This is a genomic window from Acidovorax sp. LjRoot194, assembly GCF_964253015.1.
Lineage (GTDB): Bacteria > Pseudomonadota > Gammaproteobacteria > Burkholderiales > Burkholderiaceae_C > Acidovorax.
The window spans coordinates 2,206,071-2,224,023 of the sequence record NZ_CAXUQB020000001.1; the positions used below are offsets into that span (position 1 = coordinate 2,206,071).

The 17,953-nt window shown below is 64.4% G+C and carries 14 protein-coding genes; 11 read left to right on the top strand and 3 right to left on the bottom strand.

From position 1 onward, the window contains the following. The first annotated feature begins 720 nt into the window (after positions 1 to 720). From carA to ACSQ3N_RS10010, 5 genes are all read left to right on the top strand, one after another. Positions 721 to 1,893, top strand: a complete 1,173-nt coding sequence (gene carA / locus ACSQ3N_RS09990; RefSeq protein ID WP_436146152.1) for a glutamine-hydrolyzing carbamoyl-phosphate synthase small subunit — start codon at positions 721 to 723, stop codon at positions 1,891 to 1,893. Positions 1,894 to 1,910: 17 nt separating this feature from the next. Next, a complete protein-coding gene (locus ACSQ3N_RS09995) occupies positions 1,911 to 2,333 on the top strand; it encodes a hypothetical protein (RefSeq protein ID WP_436146153.1) in 423 nt (140 codons plus the stop codon). Between the two features lie 10 nt (positions 2,334 to 2,343). Continuing rightward, positions 2,344 to 5,610 (top strand): carbamoyl-phosphate synthase large subunit, encoded by a 3,267-nt coding sequence (gene carB / locus ACSQ3N_RS10000; RefSeq protein ID WP_436146154.1) that lies wholly within the window; start codon positions 2,344 to 2,346, stop codon positions 5,608 to 5,610. Positions 5,611 to 5,787: 177 nt separating this feature from the next. Further along, positions 5,788 to 6,264 (top strand): transcription elongation factor GreA, encoded by a 477-nt coding sequence (gene greA, locus ACSQ3N_RS10005; protein ID WP_056163656.1) that lies wholly within the window; start codon positions 5,788 to 5,790, stop codon positions 6,262 to 6,264. A gap of 11 nt (positions 6,265 to 6,275) precedes the next feature. After that, positions 6,276 to 6,743, top strand: coding sequence for a DUF4149 domain-containing protein (locus ACSQ3N_RS10010; protein WP_436146155.1), 468 nt, complete (start codon positions 6,276 to 6,278; stop codon positions 6,741 to 6,743). A gap of 184 nt (positions 6,744 to 6,927) precedes the next feature. On the opposite strand, the gene ACSQ3N_RS10015 is transcribed toward ACSQ3N_RS10010, so the two are convergent. Beyond that, positions 6,928 to 7,722 (bottom strand): glycosyltransferase, encoded by a 795-nt coding sequence (locus ACSQ3N_RS10015; RefSeq protein WP_436146156.1) that lies wholly within the window; start codon positions 7,720 to 7,722, stop codon positions 6,928 to 6,930. Continuing rightward, positions 7,722 to 8,195 (bottom strand): YhbY family RNA-binding protein, encoded by a 474-nt coding sequence (locus ACSQ3N_RS10020; RefSeq protein WP_436146157.1) that lies wholly within the window; start codon positions 8,193 to 8,195, stop codon positions 7,722 to 7,724. Before ACSQ3N_RS10020 ends, ACSQ3N_RS10015 begins: the two co-directional genes overlap by 1 nt. Before the next feature lie 100 nt (positions 8,196 to 8,295). Between ACSQ3N_RS10020 and ACSQ3N_RS10025 the strand changes: the two genes are divergently transcribed. From ACSQ3N_RS10025 to ACSQ3N_RS10050, 6 genes are all read left to right on the top strand, one after another. Then, complete coding sequence (locus tag ACSQ3N_RS10025) at positions 8,296 to 8,958, top strand: RlmE family RNA methyltransferase (RefSeq protein WP_056163667.1); 663 nt, start codon at positions 8,296 to 8,298, stop codon at positions 8,956 to 8,958. Positions 8,959 to 9,142: 184 nt separating this feature from the next. Continuing rightward, complete coding sequence (gene ftsH, locus ACSQ3N_RS10030; RefSeq protein WP_056163669.1) at positions 9,143 to 11,065, top strand: ATP-dependent zinc metalloprotease FtsH; 1,923 nt, start codon at positions 9,143 to 9,145, stop codon at positions 11,063 to 11,065. A 176-nt stretch (positions 11,066 to 11,241) separates the two neighbouring features. Beyond that, positions 11,242 to 12,078 (top strand): dihydropteroate synthase, encoded by an 837-nt coding sequence (folP, locus tag ACSQ3N_RS10035; protein WP_056163815.1) that lies wholly within the window; start codon positions 11,242 to 11,244, stop codon positions 12,076 to 12,078. Between the two features lie 107 nt (positions 12,079 to 12,185). Further along, positions 12,186 to 13,520 (top strand): phosphoglucosamine mutase, encoded by a 1,335-nt coding sequence (gene glmM, locus ACSQ3N_RS10040; protein WP_056163672.1) that lies wholly within the window; start codon positions 12,186 to 12,188, stop codon positions 13,518 to 13,520. Between the two features lie 192 nt (positions 13,521 to 13,712). Next, positions 13,713 to 14,291 (top strand): GNAT family N-acetyltransferase, encoded by a 579-nt coding sequence (locus ACSQ3N_RS10045; RefSeq protein ID WP_056163675.1) that lies wholly within the window; start codon positions 13,713 to 13,715, stop codon positions 14,289 to 14,291. 24 nt (positions 14,292 to 14,315) lie between these two features. After that, positions 14,316 to 15,362: an amino acid ABC transporter substrate-binding protein gene (locus ACSQ3N_RS10050; RefSeq protein ID WP_082516750.1), complete on the top strand. Its 1,047-nt coding sequence runs from the start codon at positions 14,316 to 14,318 to the stop codon at positions 15,360 to 15,362. A gap of 295 nt (positions 15,363 to 15,657) precedes the next feature. Here ACSQ3N_RS10050 and ACSQ3N_RS10055 read toward each other — a convergent pair whose 3' ends face one another. After that, on the bottom strand, positions 15,658 to 17,886 hold the full coding sequence (locus tag ACSQ3N_RS10055) for a bifunctional diguanylate cyclase/phosphodiesterase (RefSeq protein WP_056163678.1): 2,229 nt from the start codon (positions 17,884 to 17,886) through the stop codon (positions 15,658 to 15,660). Positions 17,887 to 17,953: the final 67 nt, after the last annotated feature.

Below are 17,953 nucleotides of genomic sequence, written 5' to 3' on the forward strand. Positions count from 1 at the left end.
GACTTGCTTACTGCTGGTTGCGCAGGAGCTGGCGCACAAAGTCAGCTTGGTTGGGCGCGTCTTTTTCGGTGGTGAACACGACCTGTTGACCTTCGACGCGAATCTTCAGGGCTGACGCGAATTTGCATTGCACCTGACCCGGGCTGGCAGTCTTGGTCTTGACCGCAGGGGGCTGCGGAACAGGGATTCCAGTCGGATCGATGCCCAGTCCACCCAGGTCTTCACTGGGGTGTCGCAGGCGGCGCTGACATCCTGGTCCATTTTGGCGAGATAGGCCTGAGCGCCGGCCCTGCGCTTGATGCGGTCAAGCGGGCCAGTTTTTCCTGTACGCCTGCAGGTTCGTCAGTTTGAAGGCCCTGGTCTTGTCTTCGTGGAAGCCCCGCATCACGCCGTCGCGCTTGCCGGGCAGTTACACCACCTGCTGCTCACCCCCGACATGAGCATCGGTCTGCTTTGCGCAGCAGGCCATAGTTGCGGCCATCGATGCGGGTGGTACGCACGTTGCGCGCTGTGCCTTGCCTTGCGTAACAAGGTTATGCAAGGTCTGCATTTGCCGCTGAGAGGGGCCCGAAGGGTATAATCGGGAGCTTTTCTCGCAACAGCGTCGCCCGATCGCACCCAAAGCAACAATCTATCTGAGAGCAGCCACCAGCACTGCGTACGTTTGCGTGTACGAGTGGCCTGCAGGCGCCGGGCGACCGTAACCATCCGGAGAACCCAGTGCTTTTGTCTCTCAAGGGAAATTTCCCGCCCGCCATCCTGGCGCTCGCAGACGGCACGGTCTTTATCGGCAATTCGATTGGTGCCACCGGCACCACCGTCGGTGAGGTGGTGTTCAACACCGCCATCACCGGTTATCAGGAAATCCTCACCGACCCCAGCTACTGCCAGCAGATCGTGACACTCACGTATCCGCACATCGGCAACTATGGCGTCAACACCGAGGATGTCGAAGCCGACAAGGTCTATGCCGCGGGCCTGATCATCAAAGACCTGCCCCTGCTGGCCAGCAATTTCCGCCAGACGGAAACCCTGTCCCAGTACCTCGTGCGCGAGAACACGGTCGCGATCGCCAACATCGACACCCGCAAGCTGACCCGCCTGCTGCGCAGCAAGGGCGCGCAAAACGGCGCCATCGTCGGTCTGGCACAGGGCCAGGTGGTGACGCAGGCGCTCATCGACGAAGCCCTGGCGGCTGCCAAGGCGGCTCCCAACATGGCCGGGCTGGACCTGGCCAAGGTGGTGTCGACCAAGACCTCCTACGAATGGACGCAGACCGAGTGGGTGCTGGGCACGGGCTACGGCAAGCTCGAGTCTCCCCAGTTCCACGTGGTGGCTTACGACTACGGTGTGAAGCTGAACATCCTGCGCATGCTGGCCCAGCGCGGCTGCAAGGTCACCGTGGTGCCCGCGCAGACGCCTGCCGCCGATGTGCTGGCTATGAAGCCTGATGGCGTATTCCTGTCCAACGGCCCTGGCGACCCGGAGCCCTGCGACTACGCCATCGCCGCCACCCGCACCATCGTCGACAGCGGCGTGCCGACGTTCGGCATCTGCCTGGGCCACCAGATCATGGCCCTGGCTGCGGGCGCCAAGACCTTCAAGATGACGAACAGCCACCACGGCGCCAACCACCCCGTGAAGGACCTGGACAACGGCCGTGTGAGCATCACCAGCCAGAACCACGGTTTCGCGGTGGACATGCAGTCGCTGCCGGCCCACCTGCGTGCCACGCACGTCAGTTTGTTCGACGGCACGCTGCAGGGCCTGGCGCACAAGGACAAGCCGGCGTTCTGCTTCCAGGGCCACCCCGAGGCCTCGCCCGGCCCGCACGACATCGCCTACCTGTTCGACCGCTTCACCGACGCCATGCGCGCGGCCAAGGCGGCCTGAAATCAAGGAACAGCGCCATGAAATTTTTCAGCTTCCCCCTCGCGACCCTCGAAAAAGCGATCCACAAGCGCGTCCTGACGCTGCCGTCGCCCCACCGCGAATGGTTCACCGAGCGATGGGCGCAAAAGCCCTACAAGAAGGCCTTTGTCGAAAACAAGGCGATGCCCCTGATCACGCTCGTGGCCAAGGGCAAGACGCTGGACGACGCAGAGTTCGAAGAGCTGCTCAAGGACTGGGAAGTGACCTTTTATGACGCTGAAGAGGAAGTCCTGCGCCCGCTGATCCAGGGCGACGGCCTGCTGCAACTGATGCAGAAGAACCTTCCCCCTGCGCGGGCCGAGGCGCTGCTCACCAAGCTGACCGCCCGCCGCCCCCAGGCAGACGCCGCACCCTCTGTAGAGACCCCTGGCTCCCAGGCAGCCGAACCTACGATCGACTGATCGACGCACCATGCCAAAACGCACAGACATCAAAAGCATTCTCATCATCGGCGCTGGCCCGATCATCATCGGCCAGGCCTGCGAATTCGACTACTCCGGCGTACAGGCCTGCAAGGCCCTGCGTGAAGAGGGCTACAAGGTCATCCTGATCAACAGCAACCCCGCAACGATCATGACCGACCCGGCCACGGCCGACGTGACCTACATCGAGCCCATCACCTGGCAGACGGTCGAGAAGATCATTGCCAAGGAGCGCCCCGACGCCATCCTGCCCACCATGGGCGGCCAGACTGCGCTCAACTGCGCGCTGGACCTGTGGCACAACGGCGTGCTCGACAAGTACAAGGTCGAGCTCATCGGCGCCACGCCCGAGGCCATCGACAAGGCCGAAGACCGCCTGAAGTTCAAGGACGCCATGACCAAGATCGGTCTGGGCTCCGCGCGCTCGGGGATCGCCCACAGCATGGACGAAGCCTGGGCTGTGCAAAAGAGCGTGGGCTTTCCTACCGTGATCCGCCCCAGCTTCACGCTGGGCGGCACGGGCGGCGGCATTGCCTACAACCCCGAAGAATTCGAGACCATCTGCAAGCGCGGCCTGGAAGCCTCGCCCACCAACGAGCTGCTGATCGAAGAGTCGCTGCTCGGCTGGAAGGAATACGAGATGGAAGTGGTCCGCGACAAGGCGGACAACTGCATCATCATCTGCTCCATCGAGAACCTCGACCCCATGGGCGTGCACACCGGCGACTCAATCACCGTGGCCCCCGCGCAGACCCTGACCGACAAGGAATACCAGATCCTGCGCAATGCCTCCCTGGCAGTGCTGCGCGAGATCGGCGTGGACACGGGCGGCTCCAACGTTCAGTTCTCGATCAACCCGCAAGACGGCCGCATGGTCGTGATCGAGATGAACCCGCGCGTCTCGCGCTCCTCGGCGCTGGCCTCCAAGGCCACGGGTTTCCCCATCGCCAAGGTCGCTGCCAAGCTGGCCGTGGGCTACACGCTCGATGAGCTGCGCAACGAGATCACGGGCGGCATCACGCCCGCATCGTTCGAGCCCTCCATCGACTACGTGGTCACCAAGATCCCGCGTTTCGCGTTCGAAAAATTCCCCACGGCCGACAGCCGCCTGACCACGCAGATGAAGTCCGTGGGCGAGGTCATGGCCATGGGCCGTACCTTCCAGGAATCCTTCCAGAAGGCCCTGCGCGGCCTGGAAGTGGGCGTGGACGGCATGAACGAGAAGACCCAGGACCGCGAAGTGCTCGAAAAGGAGCTGGGCGAGCCCGGCCCCGAGCGCATCTGGTACGTGGGCGATGCCTTCGCCATGGGCTTGTCGGTCGACGAAGTGTTCGACCTCACCAAGATCGACAAGTGGTTCCTGGTGCAGATCGAGCAGATCGTGAAGATCGAGCTCGACATCGACAAGCTGGTGGCCGAAAAAGGCGAGGGCGCCCTGGCTGCGCTCGACGCGGGCACGCTGTTCACGCTCAAGCAAAAGGGCTTCTCCGACCGCCGTCTGGCCAAGCTGCTCAAGACCACCGAAAAGGCCGTACGCGAAGCACGCCACGCGCTGAAGGTGCGCCCGGTGTACAAGCGCGTGGACACCTGCGCGGCCGAGTTCGCCACCAACACGGCGTACCTGTACTCCACCTACGAAGCTGCCACGCACGGCGGCGTCGCGGAATGCGAGTCGGAGCCCACCAACAACAAGAAGATCATGGTGCTGGGCGGTGGTCCGAACCGCATCGGCCAGGGCATCGAGTTCGACTACTGCTGCGTGCACGCGGCGCTGGCGATGCGCGAGGACGGCTACGAGACCATCATGGTCAACTGCAACCCCGAGACCGTCTCCACCGACTACGACACTTCCGACCGCCTGTACTTCGAGCCTGTGACGCTCGAGGACGTGCTGGAGATCGTGGACAAGGAAAAGCCGGTCGGCGTGATCGTGCAGTACGGCGGCCAGACGCCTCTGAAGCTCGCCCTCGGCCTCGAAGCCGCTGGCGTGCCCATCATCGGCACAAGCCCCGACATGATCGATGCCGCCGAAGACCGCGAGCGCTTTCAAAAGCTGCTGGGCGAACTCGGCCTGCGCCAGCCGCCCAACGCGACTGCGCGCACCGAACCCGAGGCCCTGGAAAAGGCCGCCGCCCTGGGCTACCCCCTGGTGGTGCGCCCCAGCTACGTGCTGGGCGGCCGCGCGATGGAAATCGTGCACGAGCAGCGTGACCTGGAGCGCTACATGCGCGAAGCCGTCAAGGTGAGCAACGACTCGCCCGTGCTGCTGGACCGCTTCCTCTCCAACGCCATCGAGTGCGATGTGGACTGCGTGCGCGACTCGGCCGGCGTCACCTTCATCGGTGGCGTGATGGAGCATATCGAGCAGGCCGGCGTGCACAGCGGCGACTCCGCCTGCTCGCTGCCGCCGTACTACCTGTCGCAGCCGACCATCGACGAGATCAAGCGCCAGACCGCCGCCATGGCCCAAGGCCTGAGCGTGGTCGGCCTGATGAACGTGCAGTTCGCCATCCAGGAAGTCGACGGCAAGGACGTGATCTACGTGCTGGAAGTGAACCCGCGCGCCTCGCGCACGGTGCCCTTCGTCAGCAAGGCGACCGGCATCCAACTGGCCAAGGTGGCCGCGCGCTGCATGGCCGGCCAGACGCTGGCATCGCAAGGCATCACCAAGGAAGTGACGCCCCCGTACTTCAGCGTGAAGGAGGCCGTGTTCCCCTTCGTGAAGTTCCCGGGCGTGGACACCATCCTCGGCCCCGAGATGAAGTCCACCGGCGAAGTCATGGGCGTGGGCAAGACCTTCGGCGAAGCCTTCGTGAAGAGCCAGCTCGGCGCGGGCACCAAGCTGCCCACGTCGGGCAAGGTGTTCCTGACCGTGAAGAATGCCGACAAGCCCCGCGCTGTCGACATCGCTCGCCAGCTTGTCGCCCTGGGCTTCGAGCTCGTGGCCACCAAGGGCACAGCCGCCGCGATTGAGGCGGCCGGCGTGCCGGTCAAGGTGGTCAACAAGGTGACCGAAGGCCGCCCGCACATCGTGGACATGATCAAGAACAACGAGATCGTGATGGTGATCAACACCGTGGAAGAGCGCCGCAACGCAATCGCCGATTCACGCGCCATCCGCACCTCGTCGCTGCTCGCCCGCGTGACCACCTTCACCACCATCTTCGGCGCCGAAGCGGCGGTGGAAGGCATGAAGTACCTGGACAACCTGGACGTGTACTCGGTGCAGGAACTGCACGCGCAACTGGCGGCCTGAAGGCCCCCAAAAGCGGCATAATTGGCCGCTGAACAACACCGCCGCGCGGCAACGTGCGGCGGTTTCCTTTTGTAGGGTCGCCAATCGCACAGCATTGCTTGCCATGCGGGCTGACCGACCGGTGCAGCGCTAGAGGCGCGCGCCGGCCTTGTTGACCTATGGAGACGAACGAAGAACATGGCCACCATTCCAATTACCAAGCGCGGCTCTGAAAAGCTCAAGGAAGAACTGCACCGCCTCAAGACCGTGGAACGCCCCGCGGTCATCACTGCCATCGCCGAAGCCCGTGCGCAGGGCGACCTGAGCGAAAACGCCGACTACGACGCCGCCAAGGACCGCCAGGGCTTCATCGAAGGCCGCATCCAGGAAATCGAAGGCAAGCTCTCGGTGGCGCAGGTGATCGACCCCAGCGCTGTCGACGGCGGCGGCAAGGTGGTCTTCGGCGCCACGGTCGAACTGGAAGACGAAGAGTCCGGCGAAGCCGTCAAGTACCAGATCGTGGGCGAGGACGAGGCAGACCTCAAGCAAGGCCTGATCAACATTTCGAGCCCCATCGCCCGTGCGCTGATCGGCAAGGAAGAGGGCGACACCGCCGAAGTGCAGGCACCCGGTGGCGTGCGCCGCTACGAAGTGGTGGGCGTGAGCTACCAGTGATCATGCGGGGCATGTTCCAGCGTCTTCCCGCCCTGGTGGCTGCCCTGTGGTGGGGCAGTTTGACCACCATCGGGTTCCTGGTGGTGCCCCTGCTGTTCGCGCACCTGCCGTCTCCCTCCATCGCCGGCAACATGGCGGCCAGGCTGTTTGCCGCGCAGACCTGGGTGGCGGTCGTGTGCTGCGTGGCACTGCTGCTGATGTCTCGCCCCAAACAGGCGATAGCGCAGTACCCGTGGGCGAAGTTTGCTATGATTTTTATACTGGGCGGCATGCTGCTGGCACTGCTGTCCCAGTTTGGCGTGGCGCCCCGCATCGTGGCTCGCCAGGACCTGCGCCTGTGGCACAGCGTGGGGTCCGTCATGTATGTGCTGCAGTGGGGCTGCGCGTTGGTGGTGCTCTGGAGCACCCTGCGTCCGGGTGCCACCGATGCACCTGTGGCCTACGCTGACGATGCGTCTGTCGACACCGATACTGTCTAAAACCGTTGGGCGGTTGACGCTCGGCAGTGCTGCGAGAGGGGCGAACCGTTCCTCTCCCCGTCAGAAAGTCAGCAGGTCAATCAGCTGCTGAAGGCGCCTGCACCGGCATCTGCTCAGGCATCCGGCACCCTGGCGTTGTGATGCGGTGCACTGCGTGACGCTGGTGCCCGCAGTGCGCCTTTATTTATTCCCGCCAATGCTCTGCCACCCAAGTCGCCGGCCGGATGTAGCGAAACCGGCGGTTGCGCCGCCCGGCCAGCGCATCGGGCGGATTGCATTCCCCGTGGAAGACCACGATGCGGGCTCCCGGCGGCACAAAAGGGGGCCGCCAGTAGTTGGTGGGCCAGCGGGGAATGCCGTGGTATTTGAAGCTCGGGCACCACTCTGCGGGCCAGTACTGCAGCTTGCCTTGCTTGTGCAAGAAGTCTGACAAATAGGCCTGCTCGTTGCGAAACTCCTGCCGAATCTCGGCGAAGTGCGCGCGGAAATGCTCCAGCACGTCCGGGTGCGCGCCCAGCTCGAACCGGTAGACCGATGAGTTGCCGGTGATGCGCCACGGGCGCTTGTAGTCGTGAATGATCAGGAACTGGCCAGGCTGGGTGAAGAACCCTTCCAGGCTCCCGGTGATGACCACGTCCACATCCAGAAACAAGGCAGTGCCCCGCAGCCCGTGCAGATCGGCAGCAAAGGTGGCCAGCTTGGTCCAGCCGCGCTCCGGAATGCCGGGCGGCAGGTCGAGCGCCGGAATGGGCAGGCACAGCACCTCGCTGCGAATGCCGGTACTGTCGTCCGTCAGGCAGACGAAGCGAAAGTCCCCAGGCAGATGCCTTCGCACCATCGCGTAGAGCCGATTGACATATTCGGGGCCGTATTTCGTGCCCCACTTCATGCAGAGGATGTGGCGCACGGGCGCCGGGCCGGCCGGGCCGGGTGGGGCGGCAGAAGCTGCAGTTCCTGCAGAGGCTGCAGGGACGCTCATCAGTCAGCCTGGCGCTTCTTGATGGATTTTTGCTTGGGCTTGGCGCGCTTGATCTGGCCGCCGGAGGTCAGGCGCTGGTTGCCCAGCACGCGCAGCTGCTTGATTTCCGGGCGCTGGCCGCCGCGCTTGCTGAACTTGAGCACCTTCACATCGCGTGGGCCGGGCATGCGGTCGTCGTCCACCGTCTTTTCCTTGGCCGGGACGGGGCGCCAGAGCACCAGCAGCTTGCCGATGTGTTGCACGGGGGCGGCATTGAGGTCGGCGGCAAGTTCCTGGTACATCAGCTCGCGGGCTGCGCGGTCATCGCCGAACACGCGGACCTTGATGAGTCCGTGGGCATTGAGCGCGGCGTCGATCTCTTTTTTGACGGCAGGGGTCAGGCCGTCGCCGCCGACCAGGACCACGGGGTCCAGATGGTGGGCATCAGCGCGGTGAAATCGGCGCTCGGCGGGGGTCAGTTGAATTTGGGGCATGGGCCGTATTATCCGCGGCCTGCCGTCCGGTGGCCGTATTTCGTCGGGCGCGGGGGGCGCAAGGACGGCAATATCGCGTGTCGAGAGACAATACGGCGGTATGAAAGTCAAAACGCAGAGCAAGAAGGTCAACAAAGCCTGGCTGAACGACCACGTGAACGACACGTACGTCAAGCTGGCCCACAAAGAGGGCTACCGCGCACGGGCGGCCTACAAGCTCAAGGAGATCGACGAGCAATTCGGGTTGGTCAAGCCGGGCTACACCGTGGTGGACCTGGGCTCGACGCCCGGGGCCTGGAGCCAGTACCTGCGCCGCCGGATGTCGCCCACCGGGGCGGCGGCGGGGCAGCTCAACGGGACCATCATCGCGCTGGACATCCTGCCTATGGAACCCGTCGAGGGCGTCATCTACCTGAACGGGGATTTCCGCGAGGCCGATGTTCTGGCACGGCTGGAAGAGGCCCTGGCCGGCAAGGTGGTGGACGTTGTGGTGTCCGACATGGCGCCCAACCTGTCGGGCATCGAGTCGGCCGATTCGGCCCGTATCGCCCATCTGGTCGAACTGGCGGTGGATTTTGCTTGCAACCATTTGAAACCGGACGGGGCGCTGGTGGTGAAGCTGTTTCACGGCAGCGGGTACAGCGACCTGGTGACGCTGTTCAAGCAGACCTTCAAGGTGGTGAAACCCGTCAAGCCCAAGGCGTCGCGCGACAAATCGTCGGAAACTTTCCTGGTGGGAATGGGCCTGAAAAAAGCGGCCTGACGCGCCTTGTCCAAGGTCAAGAAGCGTGAATTACGGCCGCAAAGCCCGTGCTGTTTCCATGGCCGCTAGGGGGAATAGCTATGGCCGGGTGTCTTGAAAGACCTAAAATGAGCCACACATGCGAGCCGTGACGTGACGTGACGGCAGTGTGTCCGTTTTCTGTTTCCTGCAACTGGAGCCCCGCTTGAATAATCAGTGGTTTTCAAAAATTGCCGTGTGGCTGGTCATTGCCATGGTGCTTTTTACGGTGTTCAAACAGTTTGACACCCGTTCAGGCGCCAGCGCAGGCCACGTCGGCTACTCGGAATTCCTTGAGGAAGTCCGCAGCAACCGCATCAAGAGTGCAACCATCCAGGAAGGCCAGGGCGGCACCGAGATCGTGGCCGTCACCAACGACGACCGCAAGATCCGCACGACCGCCACCTACCTCGACCGTGGCCTCGTGGGCGATCTCATCAACAACAACGTCAAGTTCGACGTCAAGCCGCGCGAAGAAGGCTCCCTTCTCATGACCCTGCTGGTCAGCTGGGGCCCCATGCTGCTGCTGATCGGCGTGTGGGTGTACTTCATGCGCCAGATGCAGGGCGGCGGCAAGGGCGGTGCCTTCAGCTTCGGCAAGAGCAAGGCGCGCATGCTGGACGAGAACAACAACCAGGTCACGTTTGCGGACGTGGCCGGTTGCGACGAGGCCAAGGAAGAAGTCAAGGAAGTCGTCGACTTCCTCAAGGACCCGCAAAAATTCCAGAAGCTCGGCGGTCGCATTCCGCGCGGTCTGCTGCTGGTGGGGCCTCCCGGTACCGGCAAGACCCTGCTGGCCAAGTCCATCGCGGGCGAAGCCAAGGTGCCGTTCTTCAGTATCTCGGGTTCTGACTTCGTGGAAATGTTTGTCGGCGTGGGCGCAGCCCGGGTGCGCGACATGTTCGACAACGCCAAGAAGAACGCTCCCTGCATCATCTTCATCGATGAAATCGACGCCGTGGGCCGCCAGCGTGGCGCGGGCCTGGGTGGCGGCAACGACGAGCGCGAACAGACCCTGAACCAGATGCTGGTCGAGATGGACGGCTTCGAAACCAACCTGGGCGTGATCGTGGTGGCTGCCACCAACCGCCCGGACATTCTGGACGCGGCCCTGCTGCGCCCCGGTCGTTTCGACCGCCAGGTCTACGTGACGCTGCCCGACATCCGTGGCCGCGAGCAGATCCTGAACGTGCACATGCGCAAGATCCCGATCGGGCAGGACGTGGCCCCGAACATCATCGCCCGCGGTACGCCCGGCATGAGCGGTGCCGACTTGGCCAACCTGTGCAATGAAGCTGCCCTGATGGCTGCGCGCCGCAACGCACGCACCGTGGAAATGCAGGACTTCGAGAAGGCCAAGGACAAGATCCTCATGGGCCCCGAGCGCAAGAGCATGGTCATGCCCGAAGAAGAGCGCCGCAACACGGCCTACCACGAGTCGGGCCACGCCCTGATCGGCAAGCTGCTGCCCAAGTGCGACCCGGTGCACAAGGTCACCATCATCCCCCGCGGCCGTGCCCTGGGCGTGACAATGAGCCTGCCTGCACAGGACCGCTACAGCTACGACCGCGAGTACATGCTCAACCAGATCAGCATGCTGTTCGGTGGCCGTATTGCTGAAGAAGTGTTCATGAACCAGATGACCACTGGTGCCAGCAACGACTTCGAACGTGCCACGCACATTGCGCGCGACATGGTCACCCGTTACGGCATGACGGATGCCCTGGGCCCGATGGTCTATGCGGAAAACGAGGGCGAGGTGTTCCTGGGCCGTTCGGTGACCAAGACCACCACGATGAGCGAGCAGACCATGGAAAAGGTCGACATGGAAGTGCGCCGCATCATCGACGAGCAGTACAACTTGGCCCGCCGCCTGATCGAAGAGAACAGCGACAAGATGCACGCCATGGCCAAGGCCCTGCTCGAATGGGAAACCATCGACACCGAGCAGCTGGACGACATCATGGCCGGCAAGGAACCACGTCCGCCCAAGGACTGGACGCCACGCACGCCTCCCTCATCGGGCGGCGACAACTCCAGCGGCGGCACACCTGCCGTGGCCACGGACACCGCTCCTTCGGCTGCCTGAAGGCTGAGGTGCATTTGAACCGCTGAACGGGGCCTTGTGCCCCGTTTTTCTGTTTCCGCACTGCCGATCTTGCAGCGTTGCATTTCACTCCTCCTGTCCATGCCCATCTCCCAGCGATTTGTCCGCTGCTTTGTTGCGTTCAATAGCTGCGTGCGAATGGAGCATCTCCGGTGACCATGATCTGGCAGACCTCCCGCTTCGTCATCGACCTCTCCCGTCCGCAGATCATGGGAATCGTCAATGTGACGCCCGATTCGTTTTCGGATGGCGGACACCACGGCTCCACCACTGCGGCGTTGCGGCATTGCGAGCAGTTGCTGAGCGATGGCGCGGACATCCTCGACATTGGTGGCGAGTCCACGCGCCCAGGCAGCCCGGCGGTGCCTCTGGATGAAGAGCTTGCCCGCGTGGTGCCCCTGGTACGGGATGCCATCAGCCTCGGCGTGCCGATTTCGGTAGACACCTACAAGCCCGAGGTCATGCAAGCCGTCCTGGACCTGGGCGCTGACATCGTCAACGACATCTGGGCGCTGCGCCAGCCGGGCGCCGTCGCCGCCGTGGCCGCGCACCCGCGCTGTGGCGTGTGCCTGATGCACATGCACCGCGATCCGCAGACCATGCAGGCTGCGCCCATGGAGGGCGATGTCGTAGCGCAGGTGCTATCTTTTTTAGAGCTGTCAGCGCAGAATCTGCTGGCCGCAGGCGTGCAAAAGGATCGCATCGTGGTCGACCCGGGCATTGGCTTTGGCAAGACCGTGGCGCAGAACTTCGCCCTGCTGGCGCACCAGCAACGGCTGCGCGATGCGGGCCATGCGGTGTTGGCCGGGTGGTCGCGCAAGTCGTCGCTGGGTGCGGTGACGGACCTCCCTGTGGACCAGCGCATGGTGCCCAGCGTGACCGCAGCCGTGCTGGCTGTGGAGCGGGGAGCATCTGTCTTGAGGGTGCATGACGTGCGGGATACCGCGGCGGCGTTGAAGGTGTGGGGTGCGATGCAGCAGCAGGCCGCGGGCTGACGCTGCGATGTGTCGCCCGCGCTGGTCGGCGCAGGCGGTGCGGTTTTTTCAGGGCGCCGAGGGGCGCTCTACAACGAATAACGAGATACACGAGGAGACGCTCGAACATGACACGCCAATATTTTGGAACCGATGGCATCCGCGGTACGGTGGGGCAGCCCCCCATCACCCCGGACTTTGTGCTGCGCCTGGCCCATGCCGTGGGCCGCGTACTGCGCCGCACCGAAGAGCGCCCCACGGTGCTGATCGGCAAGGACACCCGCATCTCCGGCTACATGCTCGAGAGCGCGCTCGAGTCCGGCTTCAACTCCGCCGGGGTAGACGTGGTGCTGCTCGGCCCTCTGCCCACCCCCGGTGTGGCCTACCTCACGCGGGCCCAGCGGGCCAGCCTGGGGGTGGTCATCAGTGCCAGCCACAACCCGTATCCCGACAACGGCATCAAGTTCTTCAGTGCCCAGGGCACCAAGCTGCCCGACGCGTGGGAGCTGGCGGTAGAGACGGCCGTGGCAGAACCACCCGTGTGGGCGGATTCGGCCAGCCTCGGCAAAGCCCGGCGCCTGGACGATGCGGCCGGCCGCTACATCGAATTCTGCAAGAGCACCTTTCCGCAGGACCTCACTCTCAAGGGCGTCAAGATCGTGGTGGACGCTGCGCACGGTGCGGCCTACCAGGTGGCGCCCAAGGTGTTTCATGAGCTGGGGGCCGAGGTGCTGTCCATCGGCTGCGCGCCCGACGGCCTCAACATCAACCGCGACGTGGGTGCCACCCACCCCGATGCGCTGGTGCGCGCCGTGCGTGCCAACCGCGCGGATTACGGCGTTGCCCTGGACGGCGATGCCGACCGGCTGCAGGTGGTGGACGCCACCGGTCGTTTGTACAACGGGGACGAGTTGCTGTACCTGATGGCCGCCGACCGCATGGGCCGCGACGAGCATGTGCCCGGCGTGGTGGGCACGCTGATGACCAACATGGCGGTGGAAGTCGCATTGCAGGCGCGCGGCGTGAAGTTCGTGCGTGCCAAGGTGGGTGACCGGTACGTGCTGGAAGAGCTGGCCCGTAACCGCTGGGTGCTGGGCGGAGAGGGCTCCGGCCATCTGCTGGCCCTGGACCGCCACACCACGGGCGACGGCCTGGTGAGTGCGTTGCAGGTGCTGCAGGCCTGCGTGCGCAGTGGCCGCACGCTGTCCCAGTTGCTTGCCGAGGTCACGCTGTATCCGCAGGTACTGCTCAACGTCCGTCTGGCGCCGGGGCAGGACTGGAAGGCCAATCGTCTCTTGGAGGACACCACGCGCAGCGTGGAGCAGGAGCTGGGCTCGTCAGGCCGTGTGCTGATCCGCGCCAGCGGCACCGAGCCGCTGCTGCGGGTGATGGTGGAAGCGCGTGATGCCCAGCAGGCCAGCCTGTGCGCGCAAAAGCTCGCCGACGCGGCCCGTGCTGGCTGATCGCGCCGAAGCATCTCGCGGGCAGCCGGCCCAGCCGCTCAGCCCGGCCAGCCCAGCCCAGCCCAGCCCAGCCAGTCGCTTACCTGTCTCCGCTTGCCGAAAAGTGGGCGGGTGGGGCGATCCGGTACGCTGTCACCGTGACTGCCGAAGCCACCTTACCGAAGCCACTTTAAGCCGCTCAGGATTCCTCTCATGTCGTCTGCCGCTTTGACTTCCACTTCGACACCCATCGCCATCGCCATCGACGTCCGGCGCGTGGACTTTGCCAACGCCCGCGATACACAGGCCTTGGTCGATCTGCTCGACGGCTATGCGCGCGACGCAGCGGGCGGCGGCGAGCCGCTCAGTGACGAGGTGAAGCAGGGGCTGCCAGAGGCGCTGCGGCAGCGCCCACAGGCCTTCAGCGTGATCGCCTGGGCTGCAGACCCTTTGGCTTCAGGGGGCGAAGTGCCCGTGGGGCTGGTCAATTGCCTGGAGGGCTTTTCTACCTTTGCCTGCAAGCCTTTGGTCAACTTGCACGACGTGGTTGTCGCGCCCGGGTGGCGCGGCCACCGCATCGCGCAGAGCATGCTCAAAGCCGTGGAGGCGATGGCGCGCGAGCGTGGCGCCTGCAAGCTGACGCTGGAGGTGCTGTCGGGCAACCACAGCGCCCTGCGCGCCTATGAGCGCGAGGGCTTTGCGGCCTACACTCTGGACCCCAGCATGGGGCAAGCGCAATTTTTGCAGAAGGTGCTGGACGGGGCAGGGTACCTGCCGCCGGCCGCACCCTGAAAATTTCCCAGGAGATAACACCGCATGAAGACATCGTGGGACCAGATCGCTGTGATGGGGTTTGCCGCATTGACAGCGTTGACAGCCCTGGCTGCGGCGCCCTCGGCGCATGCCGGCAAGACGCTGGACGGCATCAAGGCGCGGGGGCAACTGGTGTGCGGCGTCAACACCGGCCTGGCCGGGTTTGCGATGGCCGACGCGAGCGGCAAATGGTCGGGCCTGGACGTGGACGTGTGCCGCGCTTTGGCGGCCGCGGTGCTCGGTGATGGACAGAAGGTCAAGTACGTGCCGGTGGACGTGCCCCAGCGCTTTACCGCGCTGCAGTCGGGCGAGGTGGACGTGCTCTCGCGCAACACCACGTTCTCGCTCACGCGCGACGCATCGCTGGGCTTGCACCAGACGGTGGTGACCTACTACGACGGGCAGGGCTTCATCGTCCCCACCAAGAGCAAGATCAAGAGCGCCCGCCAGCTCAAGGGGCAGACCGTGTGCGTGCAGTCGGGCACCACCACCGAGAAGAATCTGCTCGACTATTCACGCGCCAACGGCCTGGACGTCAAGCCCGTGATGTTCGAGAAGATCGACGTGGCCACCAGTGCCTATCTGGCGGGCCGCTGCACGGCCTACACCACGGATGCGTCGGGCCTGGCGTCCTTGCGCAGCACTGTGCGCGACGGAGCTGCGGTACACACCATCCTCCCGGACCTGATCTCCAAGGAACCCCTCGGCCCCCTGGTACGCCGGGGCGACGACGAGTGGTTTGCGGTGGTCAAGTGGGTCATTTACGGCCTCATCGAATCCGAAGAATATGGCGTGACGCAGGCCAACGCGGACCAACTGAAAGCCAGCAGCACGAACCCGGTCGTGCAGCGCATTCTGGGCACGTCGGAAGACACGGGCAAGCTGCTGGGCCTGGACCGGGACTGGATGCTGCGGGCCGTCAAGACCACGGGCAATTACGGCGAAATCTTCGACCGCAATGTCGGCCCCAAGTCCGCGCTGGGACTGCCCCGCGGGCTGAACAACCAGTGGAACAAACAGGGGCTGATGTACGCCTTCCCGATCCGTTGAAGACTTGACGGTGTTTACGGCGTAACGGCGTGGGGTGTGACTGCTACCGCGGTGGATACGGCCCAGCGTGCCGGTAGGCCTGCTGCTGCGTGGGTAGCAGCAGCAACAGCAACAGCGCAGAAGCACCTTGGGGCTGCAAAGAGGTCGGCTCTTGGCTTGCTATTAAAAATATAGCTGCTTGCGCTTGTCTATCAAGCGGTAGGTCTTGTTTTTATCTAGATCCGATGCGCAGTGGCCCTGAGCTGGAGGCAAAGTTGTCGCACTGCAGAGGTGTGTTGTCTTGGCGCAAAGACAGTCAGTGCACCAGTTGCTGCCGCATGAAGACTTCCAGCTCCGGTGCGGCCAGGGGCATACTGAAGTGGTAGCCCTGCGCCTCGTCGCAGCCTTGTTCCAGCAAAAAGGCCAGCTGCCCTTCCGTTTCCACACCCTCTGCCGTGGTGCGCATGCCCAGTGCCTGGGCCATGCGGATGATGGCGCTCACGATGGCTCGGTCGTTGCCATCGTCGCCCAGGTCGCGCACGAACGATTGGTCGATCTTGAGCTTGAAGATCTGAAAGCGCTTGAGCTGGCTCAGCGATGAGTAGCCCGTACCGAAGTCGTCCATCGACATGCGTACGCCGCGCGCATGCAGTTGGTCCATGGTGGCCACGGCGGCATGGGGGTCGTCCACGGCCACGCCTTCGGTCAGCTCTAGTTCCAGCGCATTTGGCGGCAGGTCGAACTCCGCCAGGACGCGGCTCACCATCTCGGGCAGTTGCGGCTGGCGGAACTGGATCGCCGACAGGTTCACTGCCATCATCAGGCCAGGGAATCCATCGGCGCGCCACACCTTCAGCTGTGCCAGCGCCGTGCGAAGTACCCACTCGCCAATCTGCAGGATCTGGCCGCTGTCTTCGGCGATAGGGATGAACTCTGCAGGCGAGATGGCGCCCAGTTGCGGGTGGTTCCAGCGCAGCAGGGCCTCCACGCTGCGCACGGCGCCTGTGGTCAGGCTCATCTGGGGCTGGTAGTGCAGTTGCAGCTGGTTGCGCTCCAGGGCGCGGCGCAGGGCGTTTTCAAGCTGCAGCGCGCGCACGGACTGGGCCTGCATCTCGGGCGTGAAGAACTTGAAGGTGTTGCGCCCATCGAGCTTGGCCCGGTACATGGCCACGTCGGCCGACTGGGTCAGCGTGTCGAAGTCGGCGCCGTCCTGCGGAAACAGTGCGATGCCCATGGAGGGCGCCATGGTCAGCTCGTGGTGATCGATCTGGTAATGCTGGCGCGAGGCCTCCTGCAGCTTGCCTGCCACGCGGGCTGCGCCGTGGGCATTGGCACCCGGTAGCAGCAGCACGAACTCATCGCCGCCCAGGCGCGACACGGTGTCCTTGTCCCGCACCACGGCGCGCAGCCGCTTGGCGATCTCCACCAGCAGCACATCGCCCACGCGGTGGCCCAGCGAGTCGTTCACGTGCTTGAAATGGTCCAGGTCCAGGAAGATCACGGCCAGCGGCGTGTTGCCCTCCTGCGCCACGCGGATGGCCTGCTGCGCCCGTTCGGACAGCAGCGTGCGGTTGGGCAGGCCGGTCAGGGCGTCGTAGTGGGCCAGCCAGTAGATGCGCTCCTGGTCCGCCTTGCGGTCGCTGATCTCGCGGTGCAGGTTGTCCACCGTCTCGCGCAGTTCCTGGGTGCGGTCCTGTACCTGTTGCTCCAGGTCCTCGTGCGCCCGCGCCAGGGCCGCTTGGGCCTGTTTGCGCTCGGTGATGTCCATGGTGATCCAGATGGCGCCCTGCGACGCGTCCGCAGGGTCCAGCGACTTGCTGCGCACTTCGCAGATCACGGGGGTGCCGTCCTTGCGGCACAACTCCACCTCGCCCTCGTAGGTCAAGCCTGCCGCCATGGGCGGATAGCACCGGCGGCCCACCTCGTCCCAGGCCGCGTCGCTGGCATACCAGCGGCGCGACGAGCTGCCGACCAGCTCGCCAGGCTGGTAGCCCAGCATCTGCTCGAAATGGTGGTTGCAGCGCGTCAACTGCCGGTCGCGCAGGAAGACGATGCCCACCATGGCACTGTCGAACAGCAACTGTTTTTCGCTAACGGCCGCGTTCAGTGCGGCTTCGGCGCGTTTTTGTTCGTCGATGTCGTCAACGATCCAGATCGAGCCTTCGGCCGTGTCGTGCGGATTGATGAGGCGCCCCGTGAGGCTTCCCCAGAACAGGCTGCCATCGCGCCGGCGCAGGGGGCGTTCGATGCGAAACGACTGGCCCTGTGCCAGCACCGGGTAGGCCGTGCGCCCCAGTTCCCTGAAGGCGTCGCGGTCGGGGTAGAAGGCTTCGGTGTTTTGCCCCACCACCCGCTCGGCACTGGCGTAGCCAAAGATCTCCGCATACCGCTGGTTGCACCGCACCACGCTGCGCTGGCGCAGAAAGACGATGCCGACGCCTGCACTGTCGAGCAAGGTTTGCTGTTCGCGCAAGGCGCGCTGCAGGGGTGTTTGGGGGGCGGCTCCAGGACGCTGCAACTCTGGAGCGCCGTAGGGCGCGGACATGGAAACCGGGAGCGATGGAATGCCGGAGGCAGGAAATTTGTACCAAATTGTAGCAGTGCCACCTCAC